This window comes from Pseudomonas sp. CP4, assembly GCF_047758505.1.
Lineage (GTDB): Bacteria > Pseudomonadota > Gammaproteobacteria > Pseudomonadales > Pseudomonadaceae > Aquipseudomonas > Aquipseudomonas fluorescens_AO.
Genome location: NZ_CP180489.1, coordinates 5,034,016 through 5,050,684, shown reverse-complemented (window position 1 = coordinate 5,050,684; position 16,669 = coordinate 5,034,016). Strand labels below are relative to the sequence as shown.

Below are 16,669 nucleotides of genomic sequence, written 5' to 3'. Positions count from 1 at the left end.
ACTTTCATTCAAAGGGCTGCTGCGCTATGGCAGGCAACAAGTGCGGGCGAATTGTCTTTAAGACTTTGTGAAAATTTCGTGCAACGCATATTTGGAAATACAATTTAGAGACAAAACAAAACGCCCCGAACCGTTCGGGGCGTTTTGTTTAGAGCGCGAAAATTATTTCTCGGCGCGTTCTTTCAGCGCTTTCAAGGTATTGAATGGCGCATCGACAACAAACTTGTTGGCAACCATCGCCGGCACGCTGCCGCCTGGCTCGGTGTGCACTTGATAAGTCACTTCGACCTGATCGCCTTTTGGCACGAACTTCCAGAAGCCTTTGACCTGCTGGACCCGCACGAAACCTTTTTCTTCCGGCAGATAGGTCGGTACGCCTTCAAGATTCCGGGTCAGGCTGCCGTCGGCGCCTTCAACGGTGGTGATCTTCAGCACCGAATCACGCGGGGTCACCGGCCACGGCGTGTTGAATTGCGAATAGGTCCAGCTCAGATCGCCTTCGTGCTTGAGCAGTTTCTGGCTCTTGCATTCGTGAATCCACGCGCAGGCGCCGGAGACGTCTTCCTGCAAGGCGCGCAGTTTGGCAACGGTGGTTTTCATCAGCGCGACGCCTTGGTAGGACTTGTAGTCCGAACCGGGTATTTCGCTCAGGGAAACCTTGATGCCGTCTTCATTCTTGGCGACTTTCCAGTCTTCCGCCTGGGCGACCGAAGTGACGAGCACGGCGGTCAGACCACACAAAACAGCGATACGGTGCAGCGAACCCATAGTGTTATTCCTTATTGTTGAAGTTCCGTTGGTGAACACATCACGCCGCCGTCATCTGCTCCCACCAGCCGATCAATCTGATCGCTTCTTCGGAGCTACTGCCGCAGACCTCGACATCCGCAGCGAAGCCCGAGCAGACAGCTGGGCGCTCCGGACGGCCGAAAATGCTGCACAGGTTATCGACCGACAGTTGCACGCAACGTTCGCCGGCGGGTTTGCCATCGGGCATGCCCGGGATCGGCGAACTGATGGAGGGGGCAATGCAGCAAGCGCCACAGCCTTCACGGCATTTCATGACGAACAGATCCTCGCGACGGGCGATGTGTAAAGAGACGCGAACAGAGTAACCGCTAAAACGGCTGTTTCAAATTGCTGCAAGCGGGTTTTCAACGATAAGTAAAAGTGACCGGGCAGTCTCCGACGAAGCGTCTGGTCTGCGCGTCGCAGATGCCCGGATCTATTGTTTGAATTCGAAATCCAGCGCCGCACCTTCCACATCGCGGCGCGCTTCGTTGCGCAGTTGCAACTGCATTTCGTTGCTGAGCAAACGGCCGTTGAGCTGGAAGCCGTTATCTTTCTCGCCAAACATCTGCGGCAGGATGGCCTCGCGTTTGGGCAGCTCCACGGTGCCCCGTGGCTTCAACTCTTCAACCATATCCTTGGGCAGGCTGAGGTCGAGTTTTGCCGGCGGCAATTTGGTCTTGGCCACTTCGCTGGCGGGTTTCGATTTCGAAGCAACCGGGCGGCGCTTCTTCACCGTGGCGTTTTTTTTGGCTTGGGCTTTTTTTGCCGGAGCCGCGGTTTTGGTGGCTTTGTTCGTGGTACTGGTCGCTGCCGGTTTTTCCTGGGCTGCGGCCGCCAGGACACCCGGCGCCTGGCCGATCATCAGCAAACCCAGCAGTACCCACGCGGCAGGAACAATCGCTTTCATGGACCCAACGAACTAACGGCAGAGGGCCACATGCTCGCCTGTTGTGCGTCACATGACAAGCATCACCGCCCTCTTCGTTCAGAATCCGCCAGCGGTTTCCTGACACAGTTGGGTGGCCAACAGACCCAGCGTCATCAGCGCCCGCTCCGCCTCGCGGTTCCACGGAATGCCGCAGTTCAGGCGGATACAGTGGTTGAACTGCTCGGTGTTACTGAAGATCAGCCCCGGCGCGATGCTAATGCCTTGTTGCAACGCGCGGACATGCAATTCCTGGGTGTTGACCCGCCCCGGCAAGCTCACCCACAGGATGAAACCGCCCGTAGGTCGGGACATTTGCGTGCCTTCAGGGAAGTGCTGCTGCACCGCCAGCTGGAACGCGCTGAGGTTTTTTCGGTATTCCTGACGGATGTAGCGTAAATGCCGGTCATAACCGCCGTTTTCCAGATAGGCCGCTATCGCCATCTGCGTGACGCTGCACGCTGAATGGGTACTGAAGGTTTGCAGGCGCTGGATTTCCTGTTGGTACTTGCCGGCGATCATCCAGCCGATGCGCACACCGGGCGACAGGGTTTTGGAGAAGCTCGAGCAGTAGATCACTCGATCCAGTCGATCGTAGGCCTTCAGCGCTTTGGTGCGGCCCTGCTCGAACATCAGTTCCCCGTAGATATCGTCTTCGACAATCTGGATATCGAAATCCGAGGCCAGGCGCAGCAACTGTTTCTGCCGCTCTTCCGGCATGGTGCCGCCGAGGGGATTGCTCAGGCGCGTGGTCAGCACCAACGCCTTGATCGACCATTGATTGGCGGCCAGCTGCAAGGCTTCCAGACTCATGCCGGTAGCGGGGTCGCTGGGGATTTCGATGACTTTCAGGCCAAGCAGATCGGCCAGTTGCAGCAGGCCGTAATAGGTTGGCGATTCGGCAGCGATCAGATCGCCCGGCCGGGTCAGCACACGCAACGACATCTGCAAGGCGTCGACACAGCCGTGGGTGATCACTACTTCCGACGGGTCCACCACCACGCCAGCGTCACGCATGCGAATCGCCACTTGCCGACGCAGCGGTTCAAAACCGGGGCTGAACATGTAGCTGAACGCCCGTGGGCTGTGAAACCGGGTCACCTTGGCCAACTGCTGATGCAGCGCACGCACCGGCAGATAATCGACACTCGGGACCGCAGCGCCCAGCGGAAACACGCCTTCCCGGCGGGACTCCACCAATACCTGTTGAATGATGCTGCTGCGCGTCACCAGCCCCGGCCGTTCGACCCGGGCAATGTCAGGCGTCGGCGCGGTCAGCGCGGGGGTCTGGTGTACGTAATAACCCGACTGCGGCCGGGCACGGATCAGGCCCTGATCTTCAAGGTTGGCATAGGCCTGCAACACCGTCGCATGACTGACGTTGAGCTGCGAGCTCATCTTGCGCACCGAAGGCACGCGCTCCCCGGGTTGATAGACACCCCGGCGGATGTCTTCGGCCAGTTGCTGAGCAATACGTTGGTAGAGCAAGAGATTGGTCATGACGCAGCACTCGATTTCACGGGCGTTTTATTCTTGTCTGAAACAATACCGGAACAGTTTAGAAGTGTACTGGGACAGTTGCCAGATTACTCGACCATACAGTGCGGTGTCTGCCCCCGACTGTACCGATTTGCCAGCCAATAGACAGACGTAAAAAAGCCCGGCACTGCATGACAGGCCGGGCTTTGCAGGAGCTGTGTAGGAGCTGACGAGTGAAACGAGGCTGCGATCTTTTGATCTTGTTTTTAAATTCAACATCAAAAAATCGCAGCCTTCGGCAGCTCCTTGTATGTTCCCCAGACACCAGCATGAATGAGATCTAAGCTCGCTGGTGCGACATACGAAGATGTGTTTCTGGGGGAGACCGATCGCTCCTTAAGGCAGGACTTGCTCCTGACCTTGTCTGTAGAGAGGTCCCCCCGCCTCATTGCCCACCACGAAGAGTATCGAGAAGCCGACGAGTCGGACTTCGCATTACAAGGTTGCAGTGGCATGAAGTTCGAGGTCAGGGGAACCAGGAAGCATTTTTAACTCAGTTCTCTTGGAGTTGAAAGCATGAACATGCACGTCGGTTTGGATGTGGGATCTCGCACTACAGCGATGGGCTGGCGCAATGGCGGCCGCTTTGCAGGTCAGTGCAATATCGACCAGACGCCGGCGGGGCGCAAGGCTGCTGTCGGCAAATTGCTTGAGCTCAAGCCGATATCTGTGGTGATGGAAGCCACCGGTATCTACTACCTGGACTTGGCCATGGAGCTCGCTGCGGCGGGTTTGCCAGTCTCGGTTATCAATCCGAAGAGTTTTCACAACTTTGCAAAGCTGATGCTGAAAAACAGCAAAACGGACGCAATCGATGCCCAATTATTAGCTGAATACGGCGAACGGATGAGCCCAAGGTTGTGGACGCCGCCCACTTCAATACAGCTTGAGCTGCGTGCTATCGGCCGCCACATCAATCGTTTGACAGGTCACCGCACCCGCGCCAAAAACGAGCTGCATGCGCTAAAAGCTACTCAAACAACACTCCCGATGCTGATTGAGGATGAAGAAGAGGCCATCAACGCCTTTGACAAACGAATCGAGCGTTTCCGTGTCGCTGGTCGGGCATTGATCGACAACTGCCCAATGTTGAGCGCCCAGTTTGGACACATGATTGCCGCTCCAGGCATGGGTGAGATCTCAGTATTTGCAGCGCTGGCTGAACTGACGACCTTACCGGTGACGCTTAAATCCGCGCAGGTTAGCCGCCATGCCGGACTCGATGTCCGACTCACGCAATCAGGAAGCAGCATTGATAAACCCGGCCGGATAAGTAAGGGCGGCAATGCCTATTTGCGCTCAGCGATGTACATGCCTGCGCTGACCGCCATACGTTGCGACCCGAACGTGAAAGCGTTTTACGAAGCGTTGGTGGCCCGAGGAAAGAGGAAGATGCAAGCTATCGTCGCAGTCATGCGCAAATACCTGACCGGACTATGGGCCTGCATGCAGGCCGGAGAAGACTTCGACACGGCCAAGCTTTTTAGCGGTAAACACGTCCAAAAAGCTTGACCGTGAACAGAGTATCTACAGGGTTTTGCGTTGCTTAGCGGGCGGCGCCGAGCTGGCCCTTTTCGTCGGAAAACACGATTTCCACACGGCGATTCTGCGCCCTACCGCGCTCGGAGGCGTTGGCATCGACCGGAAACTGATCACCGTAACCTTCGACCTGGATGCGCTTTTCGTCGATCCCCAGATCGACCAGCACGTCAGCCACCGATTGCGCGCGGTCGCGGGACAGTTTGAGGTTTTCCTGTTTCCCACCAGTGCTGTCGGTGTAACCCTCGATGCGCACCACGCGCTTGGGATTGAGCTGCAGGAACTGAACGATCTTCAGCACGACCCGGTTGGCCGAGTTTTTCAGTTCCGCTTCGCCAGTGTCGAACAACACATCGCCGAGGGTCATCACCAGACCGCGATCAGTCTGCGTGGTCGCCAGCGCGACGATCTGTTCCTCCAGCCACTTGCCTTGTTGCTGCACGCTGAGCAGTTTCGATTCGCGCAGGGCCAGTTGCAGGCGCTGCCGCTCCAGTTCGAGCTTGGCCGCTTGCTCCTCGTTGAGTACCTGATTGGTGTGCTCGCGGGCGATTTCGCTGTAGCGCTGGCTCAGGTAGGCGTAATGCACCACGTCGGCACCGCTGCCCCAATAGGTCGACAGCCGATCGGCGCGGGCCAGGGATTCGCCAGCGCGGATCACGTCTTTCGGCGCGATGCGCAGCACATTGGAATCTTCCTTGACCTTCTGGAAATCAGCGCCGGCCTGTTGCAGCGCCGCCTCGCTGTGCTGGCCGGCGCAGCCGTAGAGGCTGGCGCAACCGGCAAGAAGCAGAATGCCGAGAGCGTTGGACTTGAGGCTCATTGCGCTTCCCCCAGTTGCAGCTGCTTGCGCAGGCGGACAATGCGGGTATTGAGCACATTCAGTTGCTCTTGGCTTTTTTTCGTCAGCACCTTGGCTTCAGCCAGACGCGCATCCAGTTCGGCCTGCTCGGCCCGCATGCGCGCGTTGCGATAGGACTCGTCCGCCATGTTGCCTTTGGCGCGGTTGTACTTGGTTTCGGCCAGTTGCATTTCCGGCACGTCGTCAGCGGTGGCGCCAACGGCCTTGGCCTGCACGATGGCTTGTTCGGTCAAACGCATTTGTTCACTGGGTGCCGGATCGGTTGCGCACCCGGCCAGGGCCAGAACGGCCACAGCCGCGAAAAGAGGTCGAATACTCACTAAGAATCCCTACTGTTTTGGGGCACTGACAGGTCGTGGCGGCTGTTGCTGTTGCGCCTTCCAGCGCTCGAGGTTGCGTTGCAGCGCGGCTTCCGTCAGTCCGGACGCGGGCAATTCTGTCATCTTTTTGGCGAGCTGTCCGCGCAACCACGGATCGTTGCAGGCCGAGTTATGCGAAACCGCGAGGAACAGACCCGGCCGGTCGATGGGTTGTTCGAACGCCAGCAGATCGCTGGTCATGCCCAATGTCTGCGCGGCGGCCAGGCCTGAGTAGCGCCCGGCGAGGACATATTCCACCTCGCCCAAAAGAAGTTTCTGTAGTGCCTGGGTAAGGTTGGCTGTCCGCGTCAGGGTCAGATTCTGCTCGGCGAAAGTGCCGAATGCCTGGGTCATCCGAGATTTTTCCGACACCGCGCCGGCGTGCCCTTTAAGGTCGCCGGCCTCGGCATAGGTCAGCGTCGAGCCTTTGCGCGTCCACACCAGATAGTCGTTTTCCAGCAGTGGCGGATGAATGAAGTCGAAGTTTTCCAGCTCGGTCACGGTCAGCGGTGCGTCGGCCAGCATGTCCATGCGCCCGCTGCGCACTTCATCGAGGGCCTGCGAGCGTTTGCCGGCGTAGAGCAGGTCGACTTTGATGCCCAGATCCTTGGCCACTTGCTGCAACAGATCGGCACTGGCGCCGATCAGGCGCTTGGGGTTTTGCGGGTCCTGCCACAGGTACGGCGGCGCATCCGGGCTGCCGGTGACAACCAGGCGCTCGCACTTGCCCGCGGCCATGGCCAAACCGGGCAACAGCATCAATCCCAATAACCATCCGCAGCGCAGATCCATGGCAAAACACTCCCCACTCAAATCCGAGACAAAAAAAAGCCCGACCAACAGGCCGGGCTCTTTATAAGTGAAGCCGCCGGATTAGACCAGCTTCTCCAGCTCAGGTACTGCTTCGAACAGATCCGCCACAAGACCGTAATCGGCCACCTGGAAGATCGGCGCTTCTTCGTCCTTGTTGATCGCAACGATCACCTTGGAGTCTTTCATGCCGGCCAAATGCTGGATCGCGCCGGAGATGCCGACGGCGATGTACAGCTGTGGCGCAACGATCTTGCCGGTCTGACCGACCTGCATGTCGTTCGGTACGAAACCTGCGTCGACCGCAGCGCGCGAAGCGCCAACAGCCGCGCCGAGCTTGTCGGCCAGCGCGTACAGGTGCTTGAAGTTGTCACCGTTCTGCATGCCGCGACCGCCGGAAACGACGATCTTGGCAGCGGTCAGCTCAGGACGATCGGACTTGGCCAGCTCTTCGCTGACGAAGCTCGAAGTACCGGCGTCGTGAGCAGCGCCAACGGCTTCAACGGCAGCCGAACCACCTTCAGCAGCCACCGGATCGAAACCGGTGGCACGCACGGTGATCACTTTGATCGCGGCGGTCGATTGCACGGTAGCGATGGCGTTACCGGCATAGATCGGACGCTTGAAGGTGTCAGCGCTTTCAACCGAGATGATCTCGGAGATCTGGTCAACGTCCAGCGCAGCAGCAACGCGCGGCAGGATGTTTTTGCCGTTGGAAGTGGCGGCAGCGAGGATGTGGCTGTAGCCAGCGCCCAGCTCTGCAACCAGCGGAGCTACGTTCTCTGGCAGCTGATGCGCGTAGGCGGCGTTGTCAGCATTCAGGACTTTGCTCACGCCAGCGATTTTAGCCGCGGCTTCGGCCACCGGGCCAGCGCCCTGACCTGCAACCAGAACGTGAATGTCGCCGCCGATTTTGGCAGCCGCAGCCACGGTGTTCAGTGTGGCCGGGGCCAGCACTTTGTTGTCGTGTTCAGCAATAACCAAGATAGTCATTTAGATTACCTTCGCTTCGTTCTTGAGTTTTTCAACCAGTTCAGCCACCGACTTGACCTTGATACCCGCGCTGCGTGCAGCCGGCGCTTCGACTTTCAGGGTCTTGTTGGTGGAGGCGGTGGAAACGCCCAAAGCGTCCGGAGTCAGCACTTCGAGAGGCTTCTTCTTGGCTTTCATGATGTTTGGCAGGGACGCGTAGCGCGGCTCGTTCAAACGCAGGTCGGTGGTGACGATTGCAGGCAGTTTCAGCGAAACGGTCTGCGCGCCGCCGTCGATTTCGCGGGTCACGGCTACGCTGTCGCCGGAGACTTCGACTTTCGAGGCGAAGGTGCCCTGACCGTAGCCGCTCAGTGCCGCGAGCATCTGGCCGGTCTGGTTGTTATCGCTGTCGATCGCCTGTTTGCCAAGGATCACCAGCTGCGGCTGTTCCTTGTCAACGACAGCCTTGAGCAGCTTGGCCACGGCCAGCGAGGTCAGGTCTTCAGCGGATTCGACGAGGATGGCGCGGTCGGCACCCAGAGCCAGTGCGGTACGCAGCTGCTCCTGAGCGGTGGTCGGGCCGATGGAGACGACGACGATTTCAGTCGCAACGCCCTTCTCTTTCAGGCGTACGGCTTCTTCCACGGCGATTTCGCAGAATGGGTTCATCGACATCTTGACGTTGGCGAGGTCGACGCCGGAATTGTCCGCCTTGACGCGGACCTTGACGTTGTAATCCACAACGCGTTTGACAGCTACAAGAACCTTCATGGATTCCTCGTTACTCTCCGGTGAAAAGAAAGTCGCCTAGGCGAACCTGGCGGATGATGCTCATCGGGCGACAAGGGCACCTCTAAAAACGCCGGCTTGAATGTGAGGTGATTCACTTCGCGAAGGGAGTTGACCGTTCGTCAGGGGTGACTGCCGGGTCATTCATTCTCACGCTGTGTAAACTGCGCGCCGGACTTGCGCTGCGCATCACCGTCTACTGCCTGTGCCCTGTCTTTAGAGGTGCTCTTGAAACCGCCAGTCTGCCTACGGCGAGCGCAAAACCGCCCGTATCTTGACCGGAACGCCCATTCTGGTCAATACGCCAAAATGCCCTGTCATAAGCCGCGCTTCTTTGATTTATCAGGGCTGGAGGCGATTCAAACAAACGTTTGTATTGGACGCTCGGAGTGGTGTAGATATAATGCGCCGCCTAGAGAGAAAGGTGGATTCGCCAATATTCCCTTTGACGTTAACGTAAAGGCAATACGGATGCGAGATCAAACCTCCATATTAGAAAAAAAACTGTTGAGCCTTGAGTAGGAGATAGCCTGTGGAACGCGAATACATGGAATTCGACGTCGTCATCGTCGGTGCCGGCCCCGCTGGTCTGTCCGCCGCCTGCCGCTTGAAGCAGAAGGCCGCTGACGCCGGTAAGGAAATCAGCGTCTGCGTGGTCGAAAAAGGCTCCGAAGTCGGCGCACATATCCTCTCCGGTGCGGTATTCGAACCCCGCGCTCTGAACGAACTGTTCCCGGACTGGAAAGAGCTCGGCGCGCCGCTGAACACGCCCGTCACACGCGATGACATTTTCGTGCTGAAAAATGCCGACAGTGCGCAGAAGATCCCTGACTTCTTTGTGCCCAAGACCATGCACAACGAAGGCAACTACATTATCTCCCTCGGCAACCTGTGCCGCTGGCTGGCTCAGCAGGCTGAAAACCTCGGTGTTGAAATCTACCCGGGCTTCGCCGCTCAGGAAGCGCTGATCGATGAAAACGGCGTGGTGCGCGGGATCATCACCGGTGATCTGGGCGTCGACCGTGAAGGCCATCCGAAAGAAGGCCTGTACACCCCGGGCATGGAACTGCGTGGCAAATACACGTTGTTCGCCGAAGGCTGCCGTGGCCACATCGGCAAGCAACTGATCAAGCGCTACAACCTCGACAGCGATGCCGACGTTCAGCATTACGGCATCGGCCTCAAGGAAATCTGGGAAATCGACCCCGCCAAGCATCAGCCAGGCCTGGTGGTGCACACCGCCGGCTGGCCGCTGGACATCATGGGCACCGAAAACACCGGCGGCTCGTTCCTCTATCACCTGGAAAACAATCAGGTGGTGGTCGGTCTGATCGTCGACCTGTCCTACAGCAACACTTACCTGTCGCCGTTCGATGAGTTCCAGCGCCTCAAGCATCACCCGTTGCTCAAGCAATACCTGGAAGGCGGCAAGCGCGTCAGCTACGGCGCCCGCGCCATCGCCAAGGGCGGCCTGAATTCGCTGCCGAAAATGGTCTTCAAGGGCGGCGCGCTGATCGGTTGCGACCTCGGCACCCTGAACTTCGCCAAGATCAAAGGCAGCCACACGGCGATGAAGTCCGGCATGCTCGCGGCGGAATCGGTAGCCGATGCGCTGTTCGCCGAGCAGGATTGCACCGTCGAATTGACCACTTACGTCGACGCGTTCAAGAACAGCTGGCTGCACGAAGAACTGTTCGCCAGCCGCAACTTCGGCGCGGCGATTCACAAGTACGGCGCGATCATCGGCGGTGGTTTCAACTGGCTGGACCAGAACATTTTCGGCGGCAAACTGCCGTTCACCCTGCGCGACACCAAGCCGGATTACGCCTGCCTCAAGCTCGCGGCCGACTGCAAGAAGATCGACTACCCGAAACCCGACGGCAAACTGAGTTTCGACAAACTCAGCTCGGTGTTCATCTCCGGTACCAACCACGAAGAAGAGCAGCCGTGCCACTTGAAGCTGACCGATCCGAGCATCCCGATCAGCAAAAACCTGCCGCTGTACGACGAACCGGCGCAGCGCTACTGCCCGGCCGGCGTATACGAAGTGATCACCAAGGAAGACGGCGAGAAACGCTTCCAGATCAACGCCCAGAACTGCGTGCACTGCAAGACCTGTGACATCAAGGACCCTGCGCAGAACATCACCTGGGTGGCGCCGGAAGGTGCCGGCGGCCCGACTTACCCGAATATGTAAGTCGAAACGCTGAACAACAAGGCTCCCGAAATGGGGGCCTTTTTGTTGCCCACAATTCCTCTGCCACCACAAAACAACTGTGGGAGCGAGCCTGCTCGCGAAAGCGGTGTGTCATATAAAGATGATGTCGACTGATCCAGCGCCTTCGCGAGCAGGCTCGCTCCCACAGGGGATTATCGGCAGATCAGGCAGCGCGCTCGTCCCCCGGGCTACGTTCGAAGTAACGCTTGTACTCGCGGCTGAATTGCGACGTGCTCTGATACCCGACCCGATGCGCCACCTGCGCCACGCCAAGCCCCTCCGCCACCAGCAACGTCTGCGCCTTCAACAAGCGCAAACGCTTCAGATACTGCACCGGCGACAACAATGTGCTGCGTTTGAAATGCTCATGAAAGGTCGACACGCTCATGTTCGCGCAACCGGCCAAGGTCTCGACATTCAGCGGCTCGGTGTAATGCGCATGCAGATGGCTGATCGATGCCGCGACCCGGGCGAATTGCCCTTGTTGCTCAACCAGCGCACGCAACACATCCGCTTGCGGCCCGCGCAGCGCGACGAACAATAACTCACGCACCCGCGCCGGGCCGAGAATCTGGCATTCCAGCGGATCGTGCAGACAGCTGAGCAGCCGTTCGACGCAACCGCGCATGCCATCGTCGAGCACCACCGAGGTCATCGACTCCGGCGTCTGCGCCGGAATATGCCGCCCCGGCGCCAGCCCCATGGCCAGCACCAGTTCGCCGAGCAGGACGCGATCGATCGCCACCGACACACCGAGCAATGGCGCATCGGGCAAGGCAAAGGTTTCGCATTCGAACGGCACCGGCAGCGCCTGGATCAGGTAATGCCCGGCGCCATATTCCATGGTGCGTGGGCCGAGAAACGCCAGTTTGCTGCCTTGGGCGATAATCATCAGGCTCGGCTCGTAGATATGCGGGCCACGGGCGACGTCGCAGCTGGCGCGCAAGATCTGCACACCGGGCAGGCCGGTCTGGCTGTAGCCATCGCGCAGCGCCAGCGGTTCGATCAACGAAACCAGCCGGGCATTGGCATCAAGATGACGGGTCAACTGCATCAAATAGGTCTTCGTAAAATTCACGGAAAAAGGGATGAAAACATCATCGCAGATCCGCTGGCCAATGCGATCGCCGAAACCCGCATGCCGGAGGATTAGGCATGAGTCCCGGAGAAATCGTCATGGCCGCACCCGCCTCTGGCACCCAGAATTCACCGCCTCACTTGTCACTGTTTTTGCGAGGTCACCCATGTACACCGCCATCGGCTATGCCGCCCAATCGGCCACCACGCCCCTCGCCCCGATGAAATTCGAACGCCGCAGCCCGCGCGCCGACGACGTGGCGATCGAAATTCTCTACTGCGGCGTCTGCCATTCCGACATCCATCAGGCACGCAACGAATGGGGCATCGCCGTTTATCCGCTGATGCCTGGCCATGAGATCGTCGGAAAAGTCACCGCTGTCGGTGCGAATGTCACCCGTCACAAGGTAGGCGATCTGGTCGGCGTCGGCTGCATGGTCGATTCCTGCCGCAGCTGCGAAGCCTGCCAGGCGAACCTCGAGCAATATTGCCTCGAAGGCCCGACCATGACTTACGCCACCCCGGACCGGGTCGATGGCAGCAACACCATGGGCGGCTATTCCGACAGCATCGTGGTCAGCGAACACTTCGTTGTGCGCATTCCGGAACGTCTGGCTCTGGCCAGCGCCGCACCGATTCTCTGCGCCGGCATCACCACCTACTCGCCGCTCAAGCATTACGGCGTCAAGGCCGGTGACAAGGTCGGGATTCTCGGTATGGGGGGCCTCGGCCACATGGGCATCAAGTTCGCCAAGGCCATGGGCGCGGAAGTCACACTGTTCACCCGCTCGGCGAGCAAGGCTGAAGAAGGTCGCCGTCAGGGCGCCGACCATGTGATCGTCTCCACCGATGCAGAGCAAATGAAGGCCGCTGCCGGCTACTTCGACTTCCTGCTCGACACCATCCCGGTGCAGCACGATCTGAACCCGTACCTCGACACGCTGCGTTTCGACGGCGTGCACATTCTGGTCGGCCTGATCGAGCCGGTGAACCCACCCGTCCACGCCGGCAATCTGGTGATGAGCCGCCGCGTTCTGGCCGGTTCCTTGATCGGTGGTATCGCGGAGACCCAGGAAGTGCTGGATTTCTGCGCCGAGCACAACATCACCTGCGACATCGAAATGCTCGACATCCGCAATATCAATGAAGCCTACGCGCGGATGATTGCCGGTGACGTGAAATACCGTTTCGTCATCGATATGGCGACGCTGAAGGCTTAAACCTTCAAGGCTTACACCTTCAAGCCTAGCTCCGCCGACAGCCGGGTTGTGACCCCTTTGAGCAGGGGGATCAACTCGGCCATTTTTTCCAGCGGCATGTACGGCACGGTGCTGGCGATACTGATTGCCGCGACAATGCCCTTGCTCGCATCACGAATCGGCGCCGCCACGCAGCGGATCGACGGTTCGTTGTCTTCCAGATCGAACGCATAACCACCGGCGACATACTCGCCCATGCGCTGCTCAAGCTGTTCCCACGACTGCTGGGGATGCTGCGGCCAGAACTGACTTTTGCCACCTGCCGGCAGGCTGATGTCGTACAGCCGCCGCCAATCCTGCGGCGAGTCATCGAGCATCAAGGCCTTGCCGATCCCGGTGCGCACCAGCGGCATGCGATGGCCGACCCGCGAGCGCATTTCCGGGCCGTTGCGTCCTGGATTCTTCAGCAGGTACAGCACTTCGTCGCCTTCGCGGATTCCGAGGTGCACGGTATCGCCGGTCATTGCCGACAACTCGTCCAGATACGGCCCGGCCAACGTCACCAGCGGCAACTCTTCGCGGGCCTGAAAGCCCAGTTCGATCAGTTTCGGCCCGAGCAGATAACCGATTTGCGGCACCACGCGCAGATAACGCTCGTCGACCAGGCAACTGGCCAGACGATGGGTGGTACTGCGCGTGGTGCCGATCAGCCGGGCGATCTCCTTGAGATCACGCGCGCCACTGGCCACCGCCTGCACCACACCGAGGCCGCGCAGCAGCGTCTGGGTGCCGGTGGGCGCGGCGTCCTTGGTTTTTTCCGGAGCGTCTTCCTGCATATCCAGCCTTTTACCGTTGAGCGAAGGAACGGGCGGCATTATGGTCGCCCGAGACTGAGCACTACAACTCGATACGCTCGACCTTGCCCACCAGCAGCACGTAGGACAAGGCACCGACCAGCGCGAGCACGGCGATGTAGGTAATCGCCGGAGCGAACGAATCGCCGCTGGCGAGGAAGCCGATCACGATCGGAGTAGCAATCGCCGAGAGGTTGCCGATGAAGTTGAATACGCCACCGGTCAGGCCGAGCAAACGCGCCGGCGCCAGTGTCGACACCAGTGACCAGGTGATCGACGCCAGTCCGTTGCCGAAAAATGCCAGCGCGAGGAAGGCAATCACCAGCGGCGTCGAATCGACAAAGTTGGCGCCGATGATCGAAGTCGAAATCAGCAGCCCGCCGATGATCGGCAACTTGCGCGCGAAGCCCACGGTATAGCCACGGCGGATCAGGAAGTCGGAAAAGAATCCCGAGCACAACACGCCGACGAACGCGGCAAGAAACGGCAGGGACGCGAGCAGGCCGGACTTGATGAAGTCCATGCCGCGATATTTCACCAGATAGGTCGGGAACCAGGTGAGGAAAAACCACAGCGTTGAGTTCAGGCAGAACTGGCCGAGGTAGATGCCCCACAACTTGCGTTTGCTGAGGACGATGCCCAGATCGGTCCAGCTGAATTTGGCTTTGACCTTGGCCGCCTCGGCCTGGATATCCACCAGCCCGCCGCCTTCACGAATCAGGTCGATTTCCGCCTGATTGGTGCCTTTGAAATCGCGTGGCTCGCGATACACCGCGTACCAGATCACTGCCCAGAGAATGCCCACCGCGCCGGTGGCGACGAACACCATGTGCCAGCCGAATTCATGTTGCAGCCACGCCAGCACCGGGGTCAGGAAGGCCAGACCGACAAACTGCCCGGAGGTGTAGAAACCGATCGCCGTGGCGCGTTCGCGCTCAGGAAACCAGGTCGTCACCACGCGACTGTTGATCGGATAGGCCGGCGCTTCCAGCGCACCGACGGCCATGCGCAGCACGAACAGGGCAATGAAGCTGCTGACGAAACCGAGCATCACTGTGGCCACCGACCACAGCAACAGCGCGACACTGTAAAGAATCCGTGGCGGCACGCGATCGACCAGCCAGCCGCCGGGGATCTGCATTGCGGCGTAAGTCCAGCCGAAGGCGGAGAAGATCAGACCGACATGAACCGGGTCGATGCCCAGTTCACTGGTCAGCGCCGGCGCGGCAATCGACAGATTGCTGCGGTCGAGGTAGTTGATGACCACGGTGATGAACAGCAACACCATGATGAAAAACCGCTTGCGGCTGGGCGTGACTAAAGACGCCTGCCCGGAGAGGGTGTGCGTTTGCATGAGAGATGCCTCTTTTTATGTTTGTTGAGGTCATGACGCAGATCTCCTCTCCCTGGAGGTCAAAAACTGACTGATCGTTCCCACGCTCCGCGTGGGAATGCAGCCCGGGACGCTCCGCGTCCCAGCAGCGGACGCAGAGCGTCCATTGAGGCATTCCCACGCAGAGCGTGGGAACGATCTGATGCTAGCGAGTCAGAGACTCACCACTCGGCAAAGCTGCCATCGGCATGACGCCAGATCGGGTTGCGCCAGCGGTGGCCGACGGCCGCACGCTCGATGACGTATTCCTCGTTGATCTCGATACCCAGCCCCGGGCCGTTCGGGATTTTGACGAAGCCTTGGTCGTAGTCGAACACCCGTGGATCCTTCACATAGTCGAGCAAGTCGTTGCTTTCGTTGTAATGGATGCCCAGGCTCTGCTCCTGGATAAACGCGTTGTAACAAGCCGCGTCCAGTTGCAAACACGCCGCCAGCGCGATCGGTCCCAGCGGGCAGTGCAGCGCCAGCGCGACGTCGTAGGCTTCGGCCATGTTGGCGATCTTGCGGGTTTCAGTGATACCGCCAGCGTGAGAGGCATCCGGCTGGATAATGTCGACGTAGCCTTCGCTCAACACCCGTTTAAAGTCCCAACGCGAGAACAGCCGTTCGCCGAGGGCAATCGGCGTGCTGGTCAGCGGCGCCAGTTCTTTCAGCGCTTCATAGTTTTCACTGAGCACCGGTTCTTCGATGAACATCAGTTTGTACGGGTCGAGCTCCTTCATCAGCACCTTGGCCATCGGCTTGTGCACGCGGCCATGGAAGTCGACGCCGATGCCGACGTTCGGCCCGACCGCGTCACGCACGGCGGCGACGTTGGCCAAGGCGAGATCGACTTTCTCGAAGGTGTCAAGGAACTGCAGCTCTTCGGTACCGTTCATTTTCACCGCCGTGAAACCACGGCTCACCGCCTCTTTTGCCGCACGCGCGGTGTCGGCCGGACGGTCGCCGCCGATCCACGAGTACACACGAATCTTGTCGCGCACTTGGCCACCGAGCAGATCGCTGACCGATACGCCGAGGGCCTTGCCCTTGATGTCCCAAAGTGCCTGGTCGATACCGGCGAGCGCGCTCATGTGGATCGCGCCGCCACGGTAGAAACCGCCGCGATAGAGCACGGTCCAGATGTCTTCGATATTGCGTGGGTCTTTGCCGATCAGGTAGTCGGACAATTCTTCCACCGCAGCCGCTACGGTATGCGCGCGCCCTTCGACCACAGGCTCGCCCCAACCGGTGACGCCCTCGTCGGTTTCGACCTTGAGGAAGCACCAGCGCGGCGGAACGATGAAGGTCGTGAGTTTGGTAATTTTCATCTGCTTGTCTCTCTTGTTCGGATGCAGCGCACGC

16 protein-coding genes are annotated in these 16,669 nt (G+C 59.3%); 3 read left to right on the top strand and 13 right to left on the bottom strand.

Annotation, left to right across the window (positions count from 1 at the left end; all coding sequences use genetic code 11):
- Window positions 1-162: 162 nt before the first annotated feature.
- The 4 genes from ACMYUN_RS22790 to ACMYUN_RS22775 form a co-directional block, all read right to left on the bottom strand.
- Window positions 163-768 (bottom strand): START domain-containing protein, encoded by a 606-nt coding sequence (locus tag ACMYUN_RS22790; RefSeq protein ID WP_039760095.1) that lies wholly within the window; start codon window positions 766-768, stop codon window positions 163-165.
- 40 nt (window positions 769-808) lie between these two features.
- Window positions 809-1,063: a YkgJ family cysteine cluster protein gene (locus tag ACMYUN_RS22785; protein WP_016770949.1), complete on the bottom strand. Its 255-nt coding sequence runs from the start codon at window positions 1,061-1,063 to the stop codon at window positions 809-811.
- A 162-nt stretch (window positions 1,064-1,225) separates the two neighbouring features.
- Window positions 1,226-1,699, bottom strand: a complete 474-nt coding sequence (locus ACMYUN_RS22780; protein WP_415761835.1) for a translation initiation factor 2 — start codon at window positions 1,697-1,699, stop codon at window positions 1,226-1,228.
- Between the two features lie 78 nt (window positions 1,700-1,777).
- Window positions 1,778-3,217 (bottom strand): PLP-dependent aminotransferase family protein, encoded by a 1,440-nt coding sequence (locus ACMYUN_RS22775; protein ID WP_024013893.1) that lies wholly within the window; start codon window positions 3,215-3,217, stop codon window positions 1,778-1,780.
- Window positions 3,218-3,772: 555 nt separating this feature from the next.
- Between ACMYUN_RS22775 and ACMYUN_RS22770 the strand changes: the two genes are divergently transcribed.
- Entirely contained in the window at window positions 3,773-4,768 is a 996-nt protein-coding gene (locus ACMYUN_RS22770; protein WP_310408833.1) for an IS110 family transposase, read from the top strand.
- A gap of 34 nt (window positions 4,769-4,802) precedes the next feature.
- Here the strand turns inward: ACMYUN_RS22770 and ACMYUN_RS22765 are convergent, their stop codons facing one another.
- The 5 genes from ACMYUN_RS22765 to ACMYUN_RS22745 form a co-directional block, all read right to left on the bottom strand.
- Window positions 4,803-5,615, bottom strand: coding sequence for an OmpA family protein (locus ACMYUN_RS22765; RefSeq protein ID WP_129997364.1), 813 nt, complete (start codon window positions 5,613-5,615; stop codon window positions 4,803-4,805).
- Window positions 5,612-5,974 (bottom strand): DUF4398 domain-containing protein, encoded by a 363-nt coding sequence (locus ACMYUN_RS22760; RefSeq protein ID WP_039760099.1) that lies wholly within the window; start codon window positions 5,972-5,974, stop codon window positions 5,612-5,614. Before ACMYUN_RS22760 ends, ACMYUN_RS22765 begins: the two co-directional genes overlap by 4 nt.
- A gap of 9 nt (window positions 5,975-5,983) precedes the next feature.
- Window positions 5,984-6,805 (bottom strand): substrate-binding periplasmic protein, encoded by an 822-nt coding sequence (locus ACMYUN_RS22755; protein WP_415761833.1) that lies wholly within the window; start codon window positions 6,803-6,805, stop codon window positions 5,984-5,986.
- 81 nt (window positions 6,806-6,886) lie between these two features.
- Entirely contained in the window at window positions 6,887-7,816 is a 930-nt protein-coding gene (locus ACMYUN_RS22750; protein WP_016770954.1) for an electron transfer flavoprotein subunit alpha/FixB family protein, read from the bottom strand.
- A complete protein-coding gene (locus ACMYUN_RS22745) occupies window positions 7,817-8,566 on the bottom strand; it encodes an electron transfer flavoprotein subunit beta/FixA family protein (protein WP_007908338.1) in 750 nt (249 codons plus the stop codon). It lies immediately after the preceding gene.
- A 550-nt stretch (window positions 8,567-9,116) separates the two neighbouring features.
- Here ACMYUN_RS22745 and ACMYUN_RS22740 point away from each other — a divergent pair.
- The gene (locus ACMYUN_RS22740) at window positions 9,117-10,781 is read left to right on the top strand and encodes an electron transfer flavoprotein-ubiquinone oxidoreductase (protein WP_415761832.1); all 1,665 of its coding nucleotides are present in this window, start codon (window positions 9,117-9,119) and stop codon (window positions 10,779-10,781) included.
- Between the two features lie 184 nt (window positions 10,782-10,965).
- On the opposite strand, the gene ACMYUN_RS22735 is transcribed toward ACMYUN_RS22740, so the two are convergent.
- Window positions 10,966-11,856 (bottom strand): AraC family transcriptional regulator, encoded by an 891-nt coding sequence (locus ACMYUN_RS22735; RefSeq protein ID WP_016770956.1) that lies wholly within the window; start codon window positions 11,854-11,856, stop codon window positions 10,966-10,968.
- Between the two features lie 190 nt (window positions 11,857-12,046).
- On the opposite strand from ACMYUN_RS22735, the gene ACMYUN_RS22730 reads away from it, so the two are divergent.
- Complete coding sequence (locus ACMYUN_RS22730; RefSeq protein WP_415761831.1) at window positions 12,047-13,099, top strand: NAD(P)-dependent alcohol dehydrogenase; 1,053 nt, start codon at window positions 12,047-12,049, stop codon at window positions 13,097-13,099.
- 11 nt (window positions 13,100-13,110) lie between these two features.
- Here ACMYUN_RS22730 and ACMYUN_RS22725 read toward each other — a convergent pair whose 3' ends face one another.
- The 3 genes from ACMYUN_RS22725 to dgoD all read right to left on the bottom strand — a co-directional run bounded on the left by ACMYUN_RS22725 (window position 13,111) and on the right by dgoD (window position 16,635).
- Window positions 13,111-13,914 carry an IclR family transcriptional regulator gene (locus ACMYUN_RS22725; RefSeq protein WP_310405872.1) on the bottom strand — a complete coding sequence of 268 codons (804 nt, stop codon included), beginning with the start codon at window positions 13,912-13,914 and terminating at the stop codon, window positions 13,111-13,113.
- 61 nt (window positions 13,915-13,975) lie between these two features.
- Window positions 13,976-15,286, bottom strand: coding sequence for an MFS transporter (locus ACMYUN_RS22720; protein WP_415761830.1), 1,311 nt, complete (start codon window positions 15,284-15,286; stop codon window positions 13,976-13,978).
- A gap of 200 nt (window positions 15,287-15,486) precedes the next feature.
- Window positions 15,487-16,635, bottom strand: a complete 1,149-nt coding sequence (dgoD, locus tag ACMYUN_RS22715) for a galactonate dehydratase (RefSeq protein WP_016770960.1) — start codon at window positions 16,633-16,635, stop codon at window positions 15,487-15,489.
- Between the last annotated feature and the right edge of the window lie 34 nt (window positions 16,636-16,669).